This window comes from Pseudonocardia kongjuensis, assembly GCF_039526905.1.
In the GTDB taxonomy this organism is placed as follows: domain Bacteria; phylum Actinomycetota; class Actinomycetes; order Mycobacteriales; family Pseudonocardiaceae; genus Pseudonocardia; species Pseudonocardia kongjuensis.
The window spans coordinates 18,347-33,602 of the sequence record NZ_BAAAJK010000059.1; the positions used below are offsets into that span (position 1 = coordinate 18,347).

The 15,256-nt window shown below is 75.1% G+C and carries 14 protein-coding genes; 4 read left to right on the forward strand and 10 right to left on the reverse strand.

Annotation, left to right across the window (positions count from 1 at the left end; genetic code table 11):
- Position 1: 1 nt before the first annotated feature.
- The 4 genes from ABD160_RS31910 to ABD160_RS31925 all read right to left on the reverse strand — a co-directional run bounded on the left by ABD160_RS31910 (position 2) and on the right by ABD160_RS31925 (position 3,494).
- On the reverse strand, positions 2–781 hold the full coding sequence (locus tag ABD160_RS31910) for an ABC transporter permease (RefSeq protein WP_344030036.1): 780 nt from the start codon (positions 779–781) through the stop codon (positions 2–4).
- On the reverse strand, positions 778–1,623 hold the full coding sequence (locus ABD160_RS31915; protein ID WP_344030039.1) for an ABC transporter permease: 846 nt from the start codon (positions 1,621–1,623) through the stop codon (positions 778–780). The genes ABD160_RS31910 and ABD160_RS31915 overlap by 4 nt, the downstream gene beginning before the upstream one ends.
- Positions 1,620–2,582, reverse strand: coding sequence for an ABC transporter substrate-binding protein (locus ABD160_RS31920; protein ID WP_344030042.1), 963 nt, complete (start codon positions 2,580–2,582; stop codon positions 1,620–1,622). The genes ABD160_RS31915 and ABD160_RS31920 overlap by 4 nt, the downstream gene beginning before the upstream one ends.
- Before the next feature lie 144 nt (positions 2,583–2,726).
- Positions 2,727–3,494 (reverse strand): IclR family transcriptional regulator, encoded by a 768-nt coding sequence (locus ABD160_RS31925; RefSeq protein WP_344030045.1) that lies wholly within the window; start codon positions 3,492–3,494, stop codon positions 2,727–2,729.
- A 116-nt stretch (positions 3,495–3,610) separates the two neighbouring features.
- On the opposite strand from ABD160_RS31925, the gene ABD160_RS31930 reads away from it, so the two are divergent.
- Positions 3,611–5,260: a thiamine pyrophosphate-binding protein gene (locus tag ABD160_RS31930; protein ID WP_344030047.1), complete on the forward strand. Its 1,650-nt coding sequence runs from the start codon at positions 3,611–3,613 to the stop codon at positions 5,258–5,260.
- On the opposite strand, the gene ABD160_RS31935 is transcribed toward ABD160_RS31930, so the two are convergent.
- Positions 5,254–6,027 (reverse strand): IclR family transcriptional regulator, encoded by a 774-nt coding sequence (locus ABD160_RS31935; protein WP_344030049.1) that lies wholly within the window; start codon positions 6,025–6,027, stop codon positions 5,254–5,256. The genes ABD160_RS31930 and ABD160_RS31935 overlap by 7 nt on opposite strands.
- Positions 6,028–6,192: 165 nt before the next feature.
- Here ABD160_RS31935 and ABD160_RS31940 point away from each other — a divergent pair, with 165 nt between their 5' ends.
- Entirely contained in the window at positions 6,193–7,119 is a 927-nt protein-coding gene (locus ABD160_RS31940; RefSeq protein ID WP_344030160.1) for a PDR/VanB family oxidoreductase, read from the forward strand.
- A gap of 25 nt (positions 7,120–7,144) precedes the next feature.
- Entirely contained in the window at positions 7,145–8,407 is a 1,263-nt protein-coding gene (locus ABD160_RS31945; protein WP_425563696.1) for a cytochrome P450, read from the forward strand.
- Positions 8,408–8,432: 25 nt separating this feature from the next.
- On the opposite strand, the gene ABD160_RS31950 is transcribed toward ABD160_RS31945, so the two are convergent.
- From ABD160_RS31950 to egtA, 5 genes are all read right to left on the reverse strand, one after another.
- Positions 8,433–9,947 carry a serine hydrolase domain-containing protein gene (locus tag ABD160_RS31950; RefSeq protein ID WP_344030052.1) on the reverse strand — a complete coding sequence of 505 codons (1,515 nt, stop codon included), beginning with the start codon at positions 9,945–9,947 and terminating at the stop codon, positions 8,433–8,435.
- A gap of 36 nt (positions 9,948–9,983) precedes the next feature.
- Positions 9,984–10,973: an L-histidine N(alpha)-methyltransferase gene (egtD, locus tag ABD160_RS31955; protein ID WP_344030055.1), complete on the reverse strand. Its 990-nt coding sequence runs from the start codon at positions 10,971–10,973 to the stop codon at positions 9,984–9,986.
- 17 nt (positions 10,974–10,990) lie between these two features.
- On the reverse strand, positions 10,991–11,752 hold the full coding sequence (egtC, locus tag ABD160_RS31960; protein WP_344030058.1) for an ergothioneine biosynthesis protein EgtC: 762 nt from the start codon (positions 11,750–11,752) through the stop codon (positions 10,991–10,993).
- Positions 11,753–11,754: 2 nt separating this feature from the next.
- Positions 11,755–13,053 carry an ergothioneine biosynthesis protein EgtB gene (gene egtB / locus ABD160_RS31965; RefSeq protein WP_344030167.1) on the reverse strand — a complete coding sequence of 433 codons (1,299 nt, stop codon included), beginning with the start codon at positions 13,051–13,053 and terminating at the stop codon, positions 11,755–11,757.
- Positions 13,054–13,163: 110 nt separating this feature from the next.
- Positions 13,164–14,567, reverse strand: coding sequence for an ergothioneine biosynthesis glutamate--cysteine ligase EgtA (gene egtA, locus ABD160_RS31970; RefSeq protein ID WP_344030061.1), 1,404 nt, complete (start codon positions 14,565–14,567; stop codon positions 13,164–13,166).
- 111 nt (positions 14,568–14,678) lie between these two features.
- On the opposite strand from egtA, the gene ABD160_RS31975 reads away from it, so the two are divergent.
- On the forward strand, positions 14,679–15,254 hold the full coding sequence (locus ABD160_RS31975; RefSeq protein WP_344030064.1) for a TetR/AcrR family transcriptional regulator: 576 nt from the start codon (positions 14,679–14,681) through the stop codon (positions 15,252–15,254).
- The last annotated feature ends 2 nt before the right edge of the window (positions 15,255–15,256 follow it).

Here is a 15,256-nt window from a genome sequence, read left to right on the forward strand (position 1 = left end):
CTCAGCCCTTCTCCCGGTCGGCCCGGCGCGCCCCGTCGTACCACGCGAGCGCGCGGGACTCGACGAGACGGAAGATCATCGACAGCAGCACCCCGATCAGGCCGAGCAGGATGATCCCGCTCCACATCTCGGGGATCGCGAACTGCCGCTGGAACTGCACGATAGTGAAGCCGAGGCCGTTGCTGGCCGCGAACATCTCGGAGATGACCATCAGGATGATGGCGATCGACAGCGACTGCCGCGCGCCGGCCGCGATCTGCGGGCTCGCCGCGGGCAGGATCAGCCGGCGCAGCCGGGTCAGCGGCCGCAGCCGGTAGACCCGGGCCGTGTCGCGCTGCACCTCGTCCACCCCGCGCACGCCCTCGACGGTGTTCAGCAGCACCGGCCAGAGCGCACCGGACACGATGACGACGATCTTCATCCCGTCGCCGATGCCGGCGAACAGGATGATGATCGGCACCAGGATCGGCGGCGGCAGGGCGCGGAAGAACTCCAGGGCCGGTTCGAGCAGCAGCCGCAGCCGCCGGAACGAGCCGATCGCGATCCCGGCGCCGATGCCGATCACCAGGGCGAGCGCGTAGCCGACGGCGAGCCGGCCCAGGCTGGGCAGCACGTCCTGGGCGAACCGGCCGTCGAACCAGGTGCCGGGGAACGCGGTGAGGATGGACTGCAGCGAGGGCCAGTAGAAGCTGCTGCTGTTCGCGGTCGCGATCCACCAGATCGCGACCAGGACGAGCGGGAGGCCGAGCACCCGCAGCGTGGAGCGCAGTGCGCCGGTCATGCCGCCACCTCCCGCCGGACGGACGGGTGCCAGCGCAGCGCGCGCCGCTCGACGAGCCGGGCGCCGAGATTGACCAGCACCCCGATCGCGCCGGTGACCAGCACCAGCGCGTACATGACCTCGACCGCGCCGGAGCTCTGCGCCACCGCGATCTCGCGGCCCAGCCCGGGCGAGCCGATGATCAGCTCGCCGGTGACCTCCAGGATCAGGGCGACCGCGGCCGCCAGCCGGAAGCCGGTCATCACGTAGGGCAGGGCGGTCGGCCAGACCACGGTGCGGACCCGGGTCCAGGGCCGGAACCGGTAGGACCGAGCGGTCTCCCGGGCGACCGGGTCGACGTCGGCGACGCCGTAGAGCACCTGGACGAGCACCTGCCAGAACGCGGCGTACACCACGAGCAGCAGGGTGGACCGCATGTCGGTGCCGAACAGCAGCACGGCCAGCGGGATCAGCGCGACCGAGGGGATCGGGCGCAGGAACTCGATGGTCGAGCCGGTCACCGCCCGCAGCACCGGGGTGGTCCCGATGACGATGCCGACGGCGGTCCCGGCGAGCAGCGCGATGGCCAGGCCGGTGCCCCAGCCGAGCAGGGTCGATCCGAGCGCCGACCAGAACGCGGGCTCGGCCGCCTGCCTGCCGAGCTCGGCCAGCATCGCGCTGATCGGCGGCAGGTAGCGGGAGTCGACCAGCCCGGTGCGCGGGAGCAGCTCGGCCACCGCGACCAGACCGGCGATGCCGACGAGGCCGAGCAGCGGATCGATCCGCAGGCCCCGGCGGGGCCGTGGCGCGGGCGCGGCCGTCCCGGTGCCGGGTGGCGGGAGGCCGGTGACCGAGCTGGTCACGACTGCGGCAGGACCATCGAGGCCGCGTCGAACGGCGCGTCGATGATCTGGAAGCGGTGCATCAGATCGGCGATCCGCTGCACCTGGTCGGTGTCGAGCTCGATCTCGAAGCGGGGCATCTCGATCTCGGCGACGACCTCGGCGGGCACCTGGGTGTAGGTCGGGACGAGCTCGACCAGGGTGTCCCGGTCGTCCTGCAGCGCCTCGGCGGACGCGGTCAGGGCCCGGCGGAAGCTCGCGATCGCCTCCGGGTTCTCCTGGGCGTACTGCTCGGTGGTCAGCCAGCCGGCCACCGGCATGTCCGCGGACGCGCCGGAGAACAGCGGGAACAGCTCGCGGGCGCCGCCGGCCAGCGCGCTCGCCCGGAACGGCTCGACCTGCCAGATCGCGTCGACGTCGCCGCGGTCCAGGGCGGCCTGCATGTCCGGCAGCGGCAGCTCGACGAACCGGATGCTCGCCGGATCGACGCCGACGCCCTCCAGGTGGGTCTGCACGCCGACGGTGCCGATGTTCTCCAGGTTGTTCACCGCGACCGAGCCGCCGGCCAGGTCGGCCGCCTCCTGCATCGGCGAGTCCTGCGCGACCATGATGCCGTGGTCGGTGTTGCCGATGTCGTTGCCCGCCACGAACCGGACCGGGAGGCCCTGCTGGGCGGCGAGGATCGCCGAGGTGTAGTTGCCGTAGGTGATGTCGTACTCCCCCGCCATCAGCGACGGGATGGCCTGCGCGCCACCGGCGGTCTGCATCAGCTCGACCTGCATGCCCTCGGCGTCGAAGGCGCCGCTCTGCTCGGCGTGGACGACCGATGCGGTGTGCACGAGCGGGAAGTAGCCGATCCGGACCGGGTCGTCGGCACCGCCCGTCCCGGAACCTCCGGTGCCGCAGGCGGAGACCGCGAGCGCGGTGGCCGCGGTGAGCGCGAGGGCGCCAAGACCGCGGCGTGAGAGACGGTGAAGCAAGGTCGTGTCCCCTTTTCGACGTCGTCGTCGGGACGGCGCCGGCGGAGTGCGCCCGGCCGTCCGTGGTGGTGCCGGGGAGCATGGTCGACTCGGCTCCGCGGTCGACACAGAACTTTCAATCAATGAGATTGATACTGAGTTGTCTCACGTGTCGGTTTCGGCGTGCGCGCGCCGCAGGACGAGCCCGATCTCCATCGCGACGGCGCGCAACGCGGGGAGGAAGCCGAAGACCCGGTCGTCGTTGGGCACGATCACCGACAGCGCGGCGACCGGTGAGCCGTCGGCCTCGCGCACCGGCACGGCGAGACCGCAGGCGACGTGCTCGACCCAGCCGGGCGAGGTGACGAAGCCGTTGCGGCGGGCCTCGGCCAGCGCGGACCGCAGCCGGTCCGGATCGCCGATCGTCCGGCGGGTGTAGGTCGGCAGCGGCCCGGCGAGCGCCTCCTCCTGGCGTTCCGGATCGGCGTGCGCGAGCAGCAGGACGCCGGGGGCGGTCGCGGTGGCGGGCATCCGGCCGGCCACCCGGGACAGGTTGACCACCGCGCCCGGGGCGGAGAGCCGCTCCAGGAACAGGATGTCCATCCCCTCCAGCACGCTGAGCTGCGCGTGATGGCCGACCAGGTTCGTGAGGTCCTTGAGGAACGGCAGCGCGACCTGGCGCAGGGTCAGCGTCGGCGACGCCCGCAGGCCCAGCTCCCACAGCCGCAGGCCGATCTGCACGGTCCGCCCCGGGCCACGGGAGAGCAGGCCGTGCCCGGTCAGCTCGGCGACCAGCCGGGACGTCGTCGAGATGTGCAGCCCGGCCCGCCGGGAGATCTCCGAGACGCTCAGCGTCGTCTCGCCCGGCGAGAAGGCCTCGAAGATCCGGACGGCGCGGGCGAGCACCGACTCCCCCGTCGGAGTGCGTGACACGCCGGGATTCTGACACGGGCATTCCCGTCGAATGAAACTCCGCTGTTCGGGCCGGTGGCCCGCCACGCACCATCGCCGGGGAACGGCGAACGGTCGACGAGGCGGGGAGTGACCAGGTGGGATCGGACGAGCAGGTGGCCGGGGCGATCGGGCGCAGGCTGGCGGAACTCGGCGTGACCGACGTGTTCGGGGTGGTCGGGAGCGGCAACTTCCACGTGACGAACGCGCTGGTCGCCGGGGGTGCGAGCTTCGTGGCCGCGCGGCACGAGGCCGGCGCGACGGTGATGGCCGACGCGCACTCGCGGGTCACCGGCAGGCCGGCCGTGGTCTCGGTGCACCAGGGCCCCGGGCTGACCAACGCGGTCACCGGGATCGTCGAGGCGGCGAAGAGCCGGACCCCGCTGCTGGTGCTCACCGGCGCGACCGCGCTGCCCGACGTCACGAGCAACTTCGTGCTGGACCAGACCGCCCTGCTGCGCGCGGCGGGCGCCGTCGTGGAGACGGCCACGACGCCGGCCACCGCGGTGCAGGAGGCGGTGCGCGCCTACCGGCGGGCCCGGGACGGGAACACGGTGGTGCTCCAGCTCCCGCTGGACGTGCAGGACGCGCCGTGCCCGCCGGCCGCGGCCGCGCCCGGGCCGCCCGAGGTGCTGGTCGAGTCGGAGCCCTCGGCCGAGGCGGTCACCCGGCTCGCCGATCTGCTCGCCGGTGCCCGGCGGCCGGTGCTGCTCGGCGGGCGCGGCGCGCGGAACGCGCGCGGCCCGATCGAGGAGCTGGCCGACGCGACCGGTGCGCTGCTCGCCACCTCGGCGGTGGCCCGCGGGCTGTTCGCGGGCAACCCGTGGAGCGTCGACGTGTCCGGCGGGTTCGCCACGCCGACCGCGGCCGAGCTGCTCGGCGGGGCCGATCTGCTGGTGTCGTTCGGCGCCTCGCTGAACCAGTGGACCACCCGGGGCGGCTCGCTGCCCGGGCCGGGGACGACCGTCGTCCAGGTCGACCGGGACCCGGCGGCGATCGGCGTGCACCGCGGCGTCGAGCTCGGGGTGGTCGGCGACACCGGGCGCACCGCCCGCGCGCTGCTCACCGAGCTGGCCCGGCGCGGCGGCCCACCGTCGGCGCAGCGCACCCCCGAGCTGAAGGCCCGGATCGCCGGCGGCCGCTGGCGCGACGTGCCCTACCCCGACACGGGGACGGACACCCTGATCGACCCGCGGACCGTGACGATCGCGCTGGACGACCTGTTGCCGGCCGACCGGACGCTCGCCGTGGACGGCGGCAACTTCGTCGGCTACCCGAGCATGTTCCTCGACGTCGGGCAGGACGGCTTCGTCATGCCGCTGGCCTTCCAGTCGATCGGCCTCGGGCTGGCCGCCGGGATCGGCGCCGCCGTCGCGCGGCCGGACCGGGTGACCGTCGCCGCGGTCGGCGACGGCGGCTTCATGATGAGCCTGGTCGAGCTGGACACCGCCGTCCGCGCCCGGTTGCCGCTGGTCGTCCTGGTCTACGACGACGCCGCCTACGGCGCGGAGGTCCAGCACTTCGGCCCGTCCGGGCACCCGACGGACCTGGTCGAGTTCCCGGACACCGATCTCGCGGCGATCGCCCGCGGCTTCGGCTGCGACGCCGCCGTGGTGCGCTCGGTGCCGGACGTGACCGCGGCCGTGACCGGTTGGCTGGCCGGCCCGCGGGACCGCCCGCTGGTGCTCGACGCGAAGATCACCGCGTTCCCCAGCTGGGTGCTCGCGCACTCGTTCGAGGATCACTGATCCCGGTCCGCGGGCGCGCGCCCGGCGCTCAGCGTGCGGCCGATCCCCCGGGCGGCGGCGAGCAGCACCGGCACGTGCCCGTGCGCCCGGCCGTCGTTCGGGACGATCACCGACAGGGCCGCGACCACCTCGTTCAGCGCACCCCGGACCGGCACGGCGACGCCGGCCGCGTCCGGGTGCAGGTGGCCGGGCAGCACCGCGTAGCCGGTCCGCCGGACCGCGGCCAGCGCCTCGCGCAGCGCCTCCGGGGTGCCGACGCTGTGCGGCGTGTAGCGCTCCAGCGGCCCGGCCAGGATCCGGGCCTGCAGCTCGCGCGGCGCGTGCGCGAGCAGCACCTGCCCGGACGACGACAGGTGCAGCGGGATCCGGCCGGCGATCCGGCTGTAGTTGATGATCGCGTCCCGCGCCGAGAGCCGTTCGACGAACAGCACGTCGGTGCCGTCCAGCACGCCCAGCTGGGTGTGCTGGCCGACGACGGCGTGCACGTCCTCCAGGTAGGGCAGGGCGGCGTCGCGCAGCGACATGGTCGGCGACGCGCGGGCCGCCAGCTCCCACAGCCGGACGCCGACCCGCACCTCGCGGTGCGGCCCACGCTCCAGCAGGCCGTGCGTGACCAGCTCGGCGACCAGCCGGGACGCGGTCGCCACGTGCAGCCCGCTGCGGCGGGCGATCTCGGAGACCCGCAGCTCCGGCTCGTCGGGGGTGAAGGCCGCGATCACCCGCACCGCGCGGGCCAGCGACGACTCCCCGGTGGCGGCTCTGGACACGACGCGATCCTGCCAGCTCTCTCGTCCATTGAGAAGTTGCTACTCCGGCGGCCGGTCGTCGGCGGAACCTGATGACGACGACGAGGAGGTCGGGTGAGCGATACCCAGGTGTTCGAGACCGGATCGGCCGGGCCGGCGGCGCGGAGCGACGCGGAGGCCACCACCCTGCGGGTCGCGGCGAAGCGTCCGCGGGCCGACGGCGTGGTGGAGCTGGAGCTGGTCCCGCCCGCCGGACGGCGGTTGCGGGACTGGGCGCCCGGCGCGCACATCGACCTGCAGCTGCCGAACGGCATGACCCGCCAGTACTCGCTGTGCGGGGACCGCTGGGACCCGCACCGCTACCGGGTGGCGGTGCTGCGCGAGCCGGACGGCCGCGGCGGTTCGGCCGCCGTGCACGACGAGCTCGCGGTGGGCGACGAGATCGGCGTCGGCGGGCCGCGGAACAACTTCCCGCTGGTGCCCTCGGAGCAGTACCTGTTCGTGGCCGGCGGGATCGGGATCACCCCGCTGCTGCCGATGGTCGTGCAGGCCGATCTGCTCGACGCCGACTGGCGGCTGCTCTACGGCGGCCGGAGCCGCAGCTCGATGGCGTTCCTGGACGAGCTGGCCGGCTACGGCGACCGGGTCGTCGTCGCCCCGCAGGACGAGACCGGGCTGCTCGACCTGCCCGGGTTCCTCGGCCGGCCGCGGCCCGGCGTCCGGGTGTACGCCTGCGGGCCGGCGCCGCTGCTCGCCGCGACCGAGGCGGCCTGCGCGGACTGGCCGGAGCACACCCTGCGCACCGAGCGGTTCGTCGCCGCGGAGCCGGCCGCACCGGCCCGCCGCACACCGTTCGAGATCGAGCTGGCCCGCACCGGCGTGACCGTGCAGGTCACCCCGGAGCGGACGGTGCTCGACGCGGTCGCCGAGGCCGGGGTGGACGTGCTGTCGTCCTGCCGCCGCGGGGTCTGCGGCACCTGCGAGACCGAGGTCCTGGCCGGCGAGCCGGACCACCGCGACGCCCTGCTCACCGATCACGAGCGGCAGGCGGGCGACTGCATGTTCATCTGCGTGTCCCGCTCCCGCAGCGACCGGCTCGTGCTCGATCTCTGATCTCCCGACCCGCGGAGGCACCATCGTGACCACCACCAAGACCACCACAAAGACCAGCACACCGACCGGCACACCGGCCGGCGCGTCCGCCGTGGCCGGGGGCGCCGTGCCGCCCACCGACGACACCGACCCGTTCTCGCACGAGGTGCTGGAGGACCCGATCCCGCTGCACACCGCGCTGCGCGACGCCGGCCCGGTGGTGCACCTGACCCGGCACGACGTGTACGCGTTCGCCCGCTACGAGCAGGTGCACGCCGCGCTCGTCGACTGGCAGGGCTTCCAGTCGGCGGCCGGGGTCGGCCTGTCCAACTTCCGCTACGAGAAGCCGTGGCGGCCGCCGAGCCTGCTGCTGGAGGCGGACCCGCCGCGGCACGACGCGCCCCGCCGGGTGCTCGGCGCCGTGCTCGGCCCGCGCGAGCTGCGCCGGCTGCGCGCGGGCTGGCTCGCCGACGCCGAGGCGCTGCTCGACGAGGTGCTGGCCGGCGGCGACGAGTTCGACGGCGTCCGCTCGCTCGCCGAGGCGTTCCCGCTGCGGGTGTTCCCGGACGCCGTCGGGATCGGGAAGGACGGCCGGGAGAACCTGCTGCCCTACGGCGACTTCCTGTTCAACGCCTTCGGCCCGCACAACGACCTGGTCGCCGCCGGCGCGCCGCGGGCGGGCGAGCTCGCGGCCTGGGTGAACGCCCAGTGCGCCCGGGACGCGCTGAGCGACGACGGCTTCGGCGCCCGGATCTGGGCCGCCGCCGATCGCGGCGAGATCACCCACGAGCAGGCCCCGCTGGTGGTCCGCTCGCTGCTCTCGGCGGGCGTCGACACCACCGTGCACGCGCTGTCCGCGGTGCTCTACGCGTTCGCCACCTCCCCCGGGCAGTGGGAGCGGCTGCGCGAGCGGCCCTCGCTCGCCCGGGTCGCCTTCGACGAGGCGATCCGCTGGGAGTCGCCGGTGCAGACCTTCTTCCGGACCGCGACCACCGACGTCCGGGTCGGCGACCACGTGATCCCGGAGGGCAGGAAGATCCTGATGTTCCTCGGGTCCGCCAACCGGGACCCGCGCCGCTGGACCGACCCGGACGTCTTCGACCTGTCCCGGGATCCGTCCGGGCACGTCGGGTTCGGGATGGGTCTGCACCAGTGCGTCGGGCAGCACGTCGCCCGGCTGGAGGCGGAGGCGCTGCTCACCGCGCTGGCGTCGCGGGTGCGCGGCATCGAGCTCGCCGGCCCGACCGTGCGCCACCACAACAACACCCTGCGGGCCTGGGAGTCGATGCCGCTGCGCATCCGGCGGTGAGGCGGGCGGGCCGGGCGGGATCGCGTCAGATCGCGCCCAGCCCGACCGCGGCGAGCGTGCCCGCCGCGCCCAGGCCCAGGACCAGCCCGATCACCGCGTTCGCCCGGCGGGCGGCGCCACCGGCGTCGTCCCACCCGCGCCAGTGCGCCATCGCCACCCCGAGGCCCGCGCCGAAGGCCAGGCAGCCGAGCATCCAGGGCACGACCAGCCACCAGGACACCCCGCCGCTCATGAAGGCGATGGCCAGGAAGAACAGCCCGCTCCCCGCGGTGCCGGCGAACTCGACCCGGTTCACCCGGCGCCGGTGCCCGGGCCGGCCGCCGAGCGCACCGAACAGCGTGGTCAGGCCGCCGAGCAGCGGGAGCAGCGTGCCGACGACGATCGGGAGCCCGTCCCGGACGAGCCCCGCCGTGCCGCCGCCGGAGCCGGGGAACGGCGAGGGAGCCTCGAGCAGCCGCACGGCGAGCGCGTCCACCGGGCGCCCGGAGTTGCCGAACACCACGACCGCGTCGCCGGTGGCCGGCTCGGCGAGCACGGTCGTCCAGGTGCCGGAGACGCCGCCGTTCTTCCACAGCAGGGTGCGCCCGCCGGCGTCGAGCACCTCCCAGCCGTAGCCGATCCGGCCGAGATCGGAGTCGGCGCGCGGCTGCGCGGCGAGCGCCACCGGTGACGACGGGTCGCCGGTCGCGGCGGCGTAGCGGACCAGGTCGTCGACGGTGGACCAGACGCCGATGCCGGCGGGCGCGTCGCCCGCGCCGAGCCAGACCGGCTGCGGGCGGCCGGCGAGATCGTGCGAGCGGGCCGCACCGGGCGGCGGCGCGTCGAGCACCGCGGTCCCGGTCATGCCGAGCGGGCCGGCGACGATCTCGTCGACCAGCTGCGGGTACGGCGTCCCGGCGCGTTCGGCGAGCGCGTGACCGAGCAGCGCGCTGCCCAGGTTGGAGTAGTGGTGCTCGCCGCGCCCGGACAGCTCGGCCCGGTCGGCGGCGGCCAGGATGTCCGCGACGTCGTTGCCGTAGGGGTTCGCGCCGACGGCGCCGCGGGCGAACTCGGCGAGCCCGCCCGGGGTCCGCGGCAGCCCGGCGTGGTGGGTCGCGAGCTCGGCGAGCGTGACGTCGCCCGCGCCGCCGGGCCGCCACGGGTGGCCGGGCAGCACGTCCCGGACCCGCTCGTCGGACCGCAGCTCACCGCGCCGCTCCAGCTCGGCGAGCACCGCCCCGGTGACGGTCTTGGTCACCGAGCCGATCTCGAACGGGGTGGCCGCGCCGACCGGCTCGCCGCGGCCGTCGTCGCCGATCCCGGCGACGGTGACCCGCCCGTCCCGGACGACGGCGGCGACCAGCCCGTGCCGGCCGGCCCCCGCCTCGGCCCGCAGCCGCTCGGCCAGCGCCGGATCGCCGGTGGTCTGCGGGCCGGGCGTGCTCGGCGCCGGTGCGAGCAGCCAGCCGAGCAGCCCGGCGACCAGTGCTCCGGCCGCCGCGGCGGCGAGCGCCCGCCGGGGGCGGACGGCGGGCGGGGACGGAGGACCGGCGGCGACCATGCCCCTACGTTATTCCGTAATTACGTCTGAGCCAAGTCAGATGGCGGTGAGCAGGCTCAGCGCGAACCGCCGGTCCGGGTCGATCCAGCGCCGGGTCGGCTCGAAGCCGGCCGCCGTGACGAACTCGTCGACCACCTCGGTGCGGAACTTGGCGGAGATCTCGGTGGCCATCTCCTCCCCCGCCAGGAAGCGCACGTCCAGGTCCAGCGCCCGCACCCGGACGTGCATGTCCCGGGAGGCGCGCAGCCGCATCTCGATCCACTCGTTGGCGGCGTCCCACAGCGCGACGTGCTCGAACGCGTCCACCTCGAAGTTCGCGCCCAGCTCGCGGTTCAGCACGTAGAGCACGTTGCGGTTGAACTCGGCGGTGATCCCGGCCGCGTCGTCGTAGGCGGGCACCATCACCGCCGGGTCGGTGGCCAGGCCGGTGCCGAGCAGCAGCTGCTCGCCGGGCGCCAGGACGCCGCGCACGTGGGTCAGGAACTCGTGCCGCGGCCCGGGCAGCAGGTTCCCGATGGTCCCGCCCAGGAACGCGATCATGCGCTTGCCGCCGGGATCGGCGCCGGGCAGCCGATCGAGGTCGCGGGTGAAGTCCCCGACGACGCCGTGCAGCGCCAGCGACGGGTAGTCCCGGTGCAGCTCGTCGACGGCGCCGCGCAGCGCCGACTCGCTGACGTCCTGCGGCACGTAGCGGCGCAGCGTCCCGGCCGCGGCGAACGCGTCGAGCAGCAACCGGGTCTTCGTCGAGGACCCCGATCCGAGCTCGACGACGGTGTCCGCCCCCGAGGAGCGGGCGATGTCGGCGACCGAGTCGGTGAGCAGCGCCCGTTCGGTGCGGAACGGGTAGTACTCCGGCAGCTCGGTGATCTTCTCGAACAGCTCGGAGCCGCGGGCGTCGTAGAACCACTTCGGCGGCAGCTCCTTGGGCCGCGCGGTCAGGCCGCGGGCCACGTCGGCGCGCAGCGCGGCGTCGGCGTCGGCATCGGTGAGGTGGACGTCGAGCTGGATCAGTCCGGGAGTGGACACACTGCTCCTCTTGTCGGTCACCCGCGGGCTCGTGGCCCGGTCAGCGGGTACAGGTCGTGGTGCCCGGGCCGGGCCACCACCAGGTGCCGGTCGGGCACCTGCGTCCAGTCGGGGAACTCGTGGGTGGGCTCGGACGCGACCGTGGTCGCGCCGTCGTGGCCGCGCACGGCCAGCGCGTGCCGCCAGGCCGTCGCCCAGATCGTCGCGCCGTCGGTGAGCAGCAGGTTCAGCCGCGAACCCGGCGCGTCCCGGTCGACGGCCGCGCAGGTGCCGGCGAGCACGTCGGCCGGATCGTCCCCGGCCCGCAGCCGGGCCCGGACCAGCGCCCACAGCACCGCCGAGTCGGTGGGCGCGTCCAGGGTCATCAGGTCGGTCACCGGCAGCCGGGCGGCGGCACCGGCCAGCGAACCCGGCCAGTCCCGGACGACGCCGTTGTGGCTGAACAGCCAGCGCCCGTCGGTGAACGGCGCGGCGGCCGTCTCCACCACCGGCATGCCGACGGTGGCCGAGCGGATCGCGGCCAGCGCGGCACCGGTGCTGGTCGCCCCGGCCAGCGCGGCGAACGAGGTGTCCCCCCACAGCGGGCGGGCGGACCGGACCCGGGCCGGTGCGGCGGAACCCGCCGGGTACCAGCCCGCGCCGAAGCCGTCGGCGTTGATCGTGCCGCCGCCGCGCATGTCGGCCGGCGCGTAGGACTGCCGGAGCAGCCCGTGCTCGGGTTCCAGCAGGATCTCTGCCAGGGTGCGCGGCGGGCCCAGGTACGCCAGGTGCCTGCACACCGTCAGAGATCGGGGCCGGCGTCGCGGGCGAGCCGGAACCCGGAGAAGATCTGGCGGCGCACCGGGTGGTCCCAGTTGCGGAAGGTGGCCCGGATCGCGGACGGATCGGTGCCGAACGAGCCGCCGCGCAGCACCGCGTAGTCGCCGCCGAAGAACACCTCGGAGTACTCCGGGTACGGGAACATCCGGAACCCGGGGTACGGGTGCCAGCCCGAGTCGCACCACTCCCAGACGTCGCCGAGCAGCTGGTGCACGCCCAGCGCCGAGGCGCCCGCCGGGTACGCCCCGGCCGGGGCCGGCCGCAGGTGCCGCTGGCCCAGGTTGGCGTGCGCGTCGGTCGGCCCGTCGTCGCCCCACGGGAAGCGCCGCGACCGGCCGGTCGCCGGGTCGTACCGGGCGGCCTTCTCCCACTCGGCCTCGGTCGGCAGCCGCTTCCCGGCCCACCGGGCGAACGCCTGCGCCTCGTGGAAGGTCACGTGCACGACCGGCTCGTCGGCCGGGACCGGCTCGACGACGCCGAACCGGCGCCGCCACCACGTGCCGTCGGCGTCCCGGGACCAGAACCGGGGCGCGGTGAGGTCCTCGGCGATCCGGTGCGCCCAGCCGGCGTCGGTCCACCAGCGCGGGTCGTCGTAGCCGCCGGCGTCGACGAACGCGGTGTAGCGGCCGTTGGTGACCGGATAGGCGTCGATCACGAAGGCGGGCAGGTCGACGGTGTGCGCCGGCCGCTCGTTGTCCAGCGCCCACGGCTCGGCCGAGGTGCCCATCTCGAACGGGCCTGCCGGGACGGCCACCTCGGCGGTGTCGTCGACCGGCGCGGCCGGGCGCGGCGGCGGCGGGGCGTCGAGCACCGGGGCGCCGGCCCGGAGCTGGTGGGTGGCGAGCATCGTCTCGTCGTGCTGCTGCTCGTGCGCGACGATCATCCCGAAGGCGAAGCCGTCGTGTTCCAGCGGCCGGCCGCGCAGCGGGCTGCGGTGCAGCGCGTCGAGCGCCTTGTCCCGGACCTCGCCGACGTACCGGCGGGCCTCGGCCGGGGTCAGCAGCGGCAGTTCCACCCGGGACGAGCGGGAGTGCTGGAAGGCGTCGTAGAGGCCGTCGATCTCGGGGCGCAGCGGTTCCCGGCCGCCGACGTCGCGGACCAGCCAGAGCTCCTCCTGGGAGCCGATGTGCGCGAGGTCCCAGACCAGCGGCGACATCAGCGGGGAGTGCTGTGCCTGCAGCTCACCGTCGTCGAGATCGGTGAGCCGGGTGCTGCGCTCACGGGACCGGTCCAGCAGCGCGGCCACCCGCTCGCGGAGCAGTTCGGGGGTCTCCCCCGGCCCGGCGGGACCGGTGACGTGTGCGGGCCGGGCCCGCTCCGGCGGTGCCGGGTCCGGCCGGGCGGTTTCCGTGCGGGTCACGTCGGACTGGGTCACCTCACACCTTCCTGGATGCGTGCGGGATTCCGGGCCGGGTCGCCGGACGCGTCCGGTGGGACGTCGCCCAGGTACAGCCCCGGGGGGAACGGCACGGCGGTGGTCGCCGCGCCGTCGATCGTGTTCTCCAGCGGGTAGATGTCGTCGGCCGGGCAGCGGCCGCGCAGCACCCGGTGCTCGGTCACCTCGCGCAGCCGCGACAGCAGCGGCCCGGGGGCGTCGACCAGCGGATGCCCGCCGGCCGAGAGCACGTCGTGGGCGAGCGGGAACAGCGCCGCCGCGGCGGCGCCCAGCGCCGGATCGGCGAGCGCGTCGCGGGCGGCGGGCACCCACGCGTCCCGGACCGGCGCGCAGATCTCCCGCACCCGGTCGACCACAGCGTCCGACGAGGTCAGCGCCAGCAGCACGGCGGTCGGCAGCGCCCAGTCGTCGCCGGGCTGGCCGTCGACGTAGCGCACCTCCAGATGCCCGTGCGGCCGGACCGGCGGGAACAGCGTCGAGATGTGGTAATCGAGATCGGCCTCGGTCGGCGGCCGCTCCAGGACACCCTCGGCGACCCGGCCGGACACCCAGTCGGCGAACGTGACCCCGGACGGGACCGCCCAGGTGCCAGTGCCGCGCACGCACAGCAGCGGGGTGTCCAGCACCCGCCGCGCCCAGGTCGCGGCCGGATCCGGGTCGGTCACCGGCGGCGGCGCGGTGCGGCCCGGATCGAGGCTCAGCCAGCACGCCTGCCGGGACGACTTCCAGCCGGTGCGCCTGCCGTGCTGGACCGGCGAGTTCGCGAACGCCGCGACCAGCACCGGGCCGAGCTCGTGCAGCACCGCCCAGCGCTGCGCGATCCGGTCGGCGGGACCGGCGTCCAGGCAGACCTGGACCGCGGCGGTCGAGCACATGCCGCTGCGGCCGTGCGGGCCGACCCGGTCGAACACCGACTCCATCGCGGCGTACCGCGGGAGATCGAGCAGGCGCTGCGCCGGGCGGACCGGATCGGCGGCGCGGTCGTGCGGCGCCAGTCCGTGCCGGGCGAGCAGGTGATGGAGGTGCGCCGCGTCCGCGGTGACGTCTCCCACCAGCGGGAACAGCCCGTCCGACGGCGGGCTGGAGATCTCGATCTGGCCACCGGGCTCGACGGTGACGATGCCCCCGGCCGGCAGCGGCCTGCCGTGCGAGGACGGGTTCAGGGCGGGTGGGGTGTGCGCGCCGAGCGCCGCGCGCAGGAGGTCCAGGTCGACCGGCTCACCGGGCCGGTCCGGGTGGTGGAGCATCCACTCGATCTCGACTCCGACCAGGGCCGGGGGCCCGTGCTTGAAGCACACCGATGCCACGTAGGCCTCGGCCGCGGCTCTGCTGCGGAGCCGGCCGTCCCCCCGTGCGACGCTCTCGTCGTCCGCTGTCACCACGACGACGCTACCCCCGCCGGGTGACGGTCGCAGGTCGCCGAGAGGGTAAGCGACGCCACGTCGCGTCACTCCCCGGCAAGCCGGACAAGCGTACGGAATACTGGGGTCATGCCCCGCGTCAGCACGGACCAGCTCGCCGCCCGGCGCAGGCAGATCCTGGACGGTGCCCGGACCTGTTTCGCCGACCACGGCTACGAGGGCGCCACCGTCCGCCGTCTGGAGCAGTACACCCGGCTGTCCCGCGGAGCGATCTTCCACTACTTCCGGGACAAGGAGGCGCTGTTCCTGGCGCTCGCCGAGCAGGACGCCACCCGGATGGCCGACGTCGTTGCCGAGCAGGGCCTGGTGCAGGTCATGCGCGACCTGCTCGACGCCGACTCCGACCGCAGCTGGCTCGGCACCCGGCTCGAGGTCTCCCGGCGGCTGCGCACCGAGCCGGAGTTCCGGGCCCGCTGGCAGGAGCACTCGGTGGCGCTCACCGCGGCCACCCGGGCCCGGCTGGAACGGCAGGCCGCCGCCGGCGCGCTGCGCGACGACGTGCCGGTCCCGGTGCTCGCGCAGTACCTGGAGCTGGTCCTGGAGGGGCTGGTGTCGCACCTGGCGATGGGCCTGCCCACCGACGACCTCGACGCCGTCCTGGACGTCGTCGAGAACGGGGTCCGGGCGGTCACCCGCACTCCCTGATG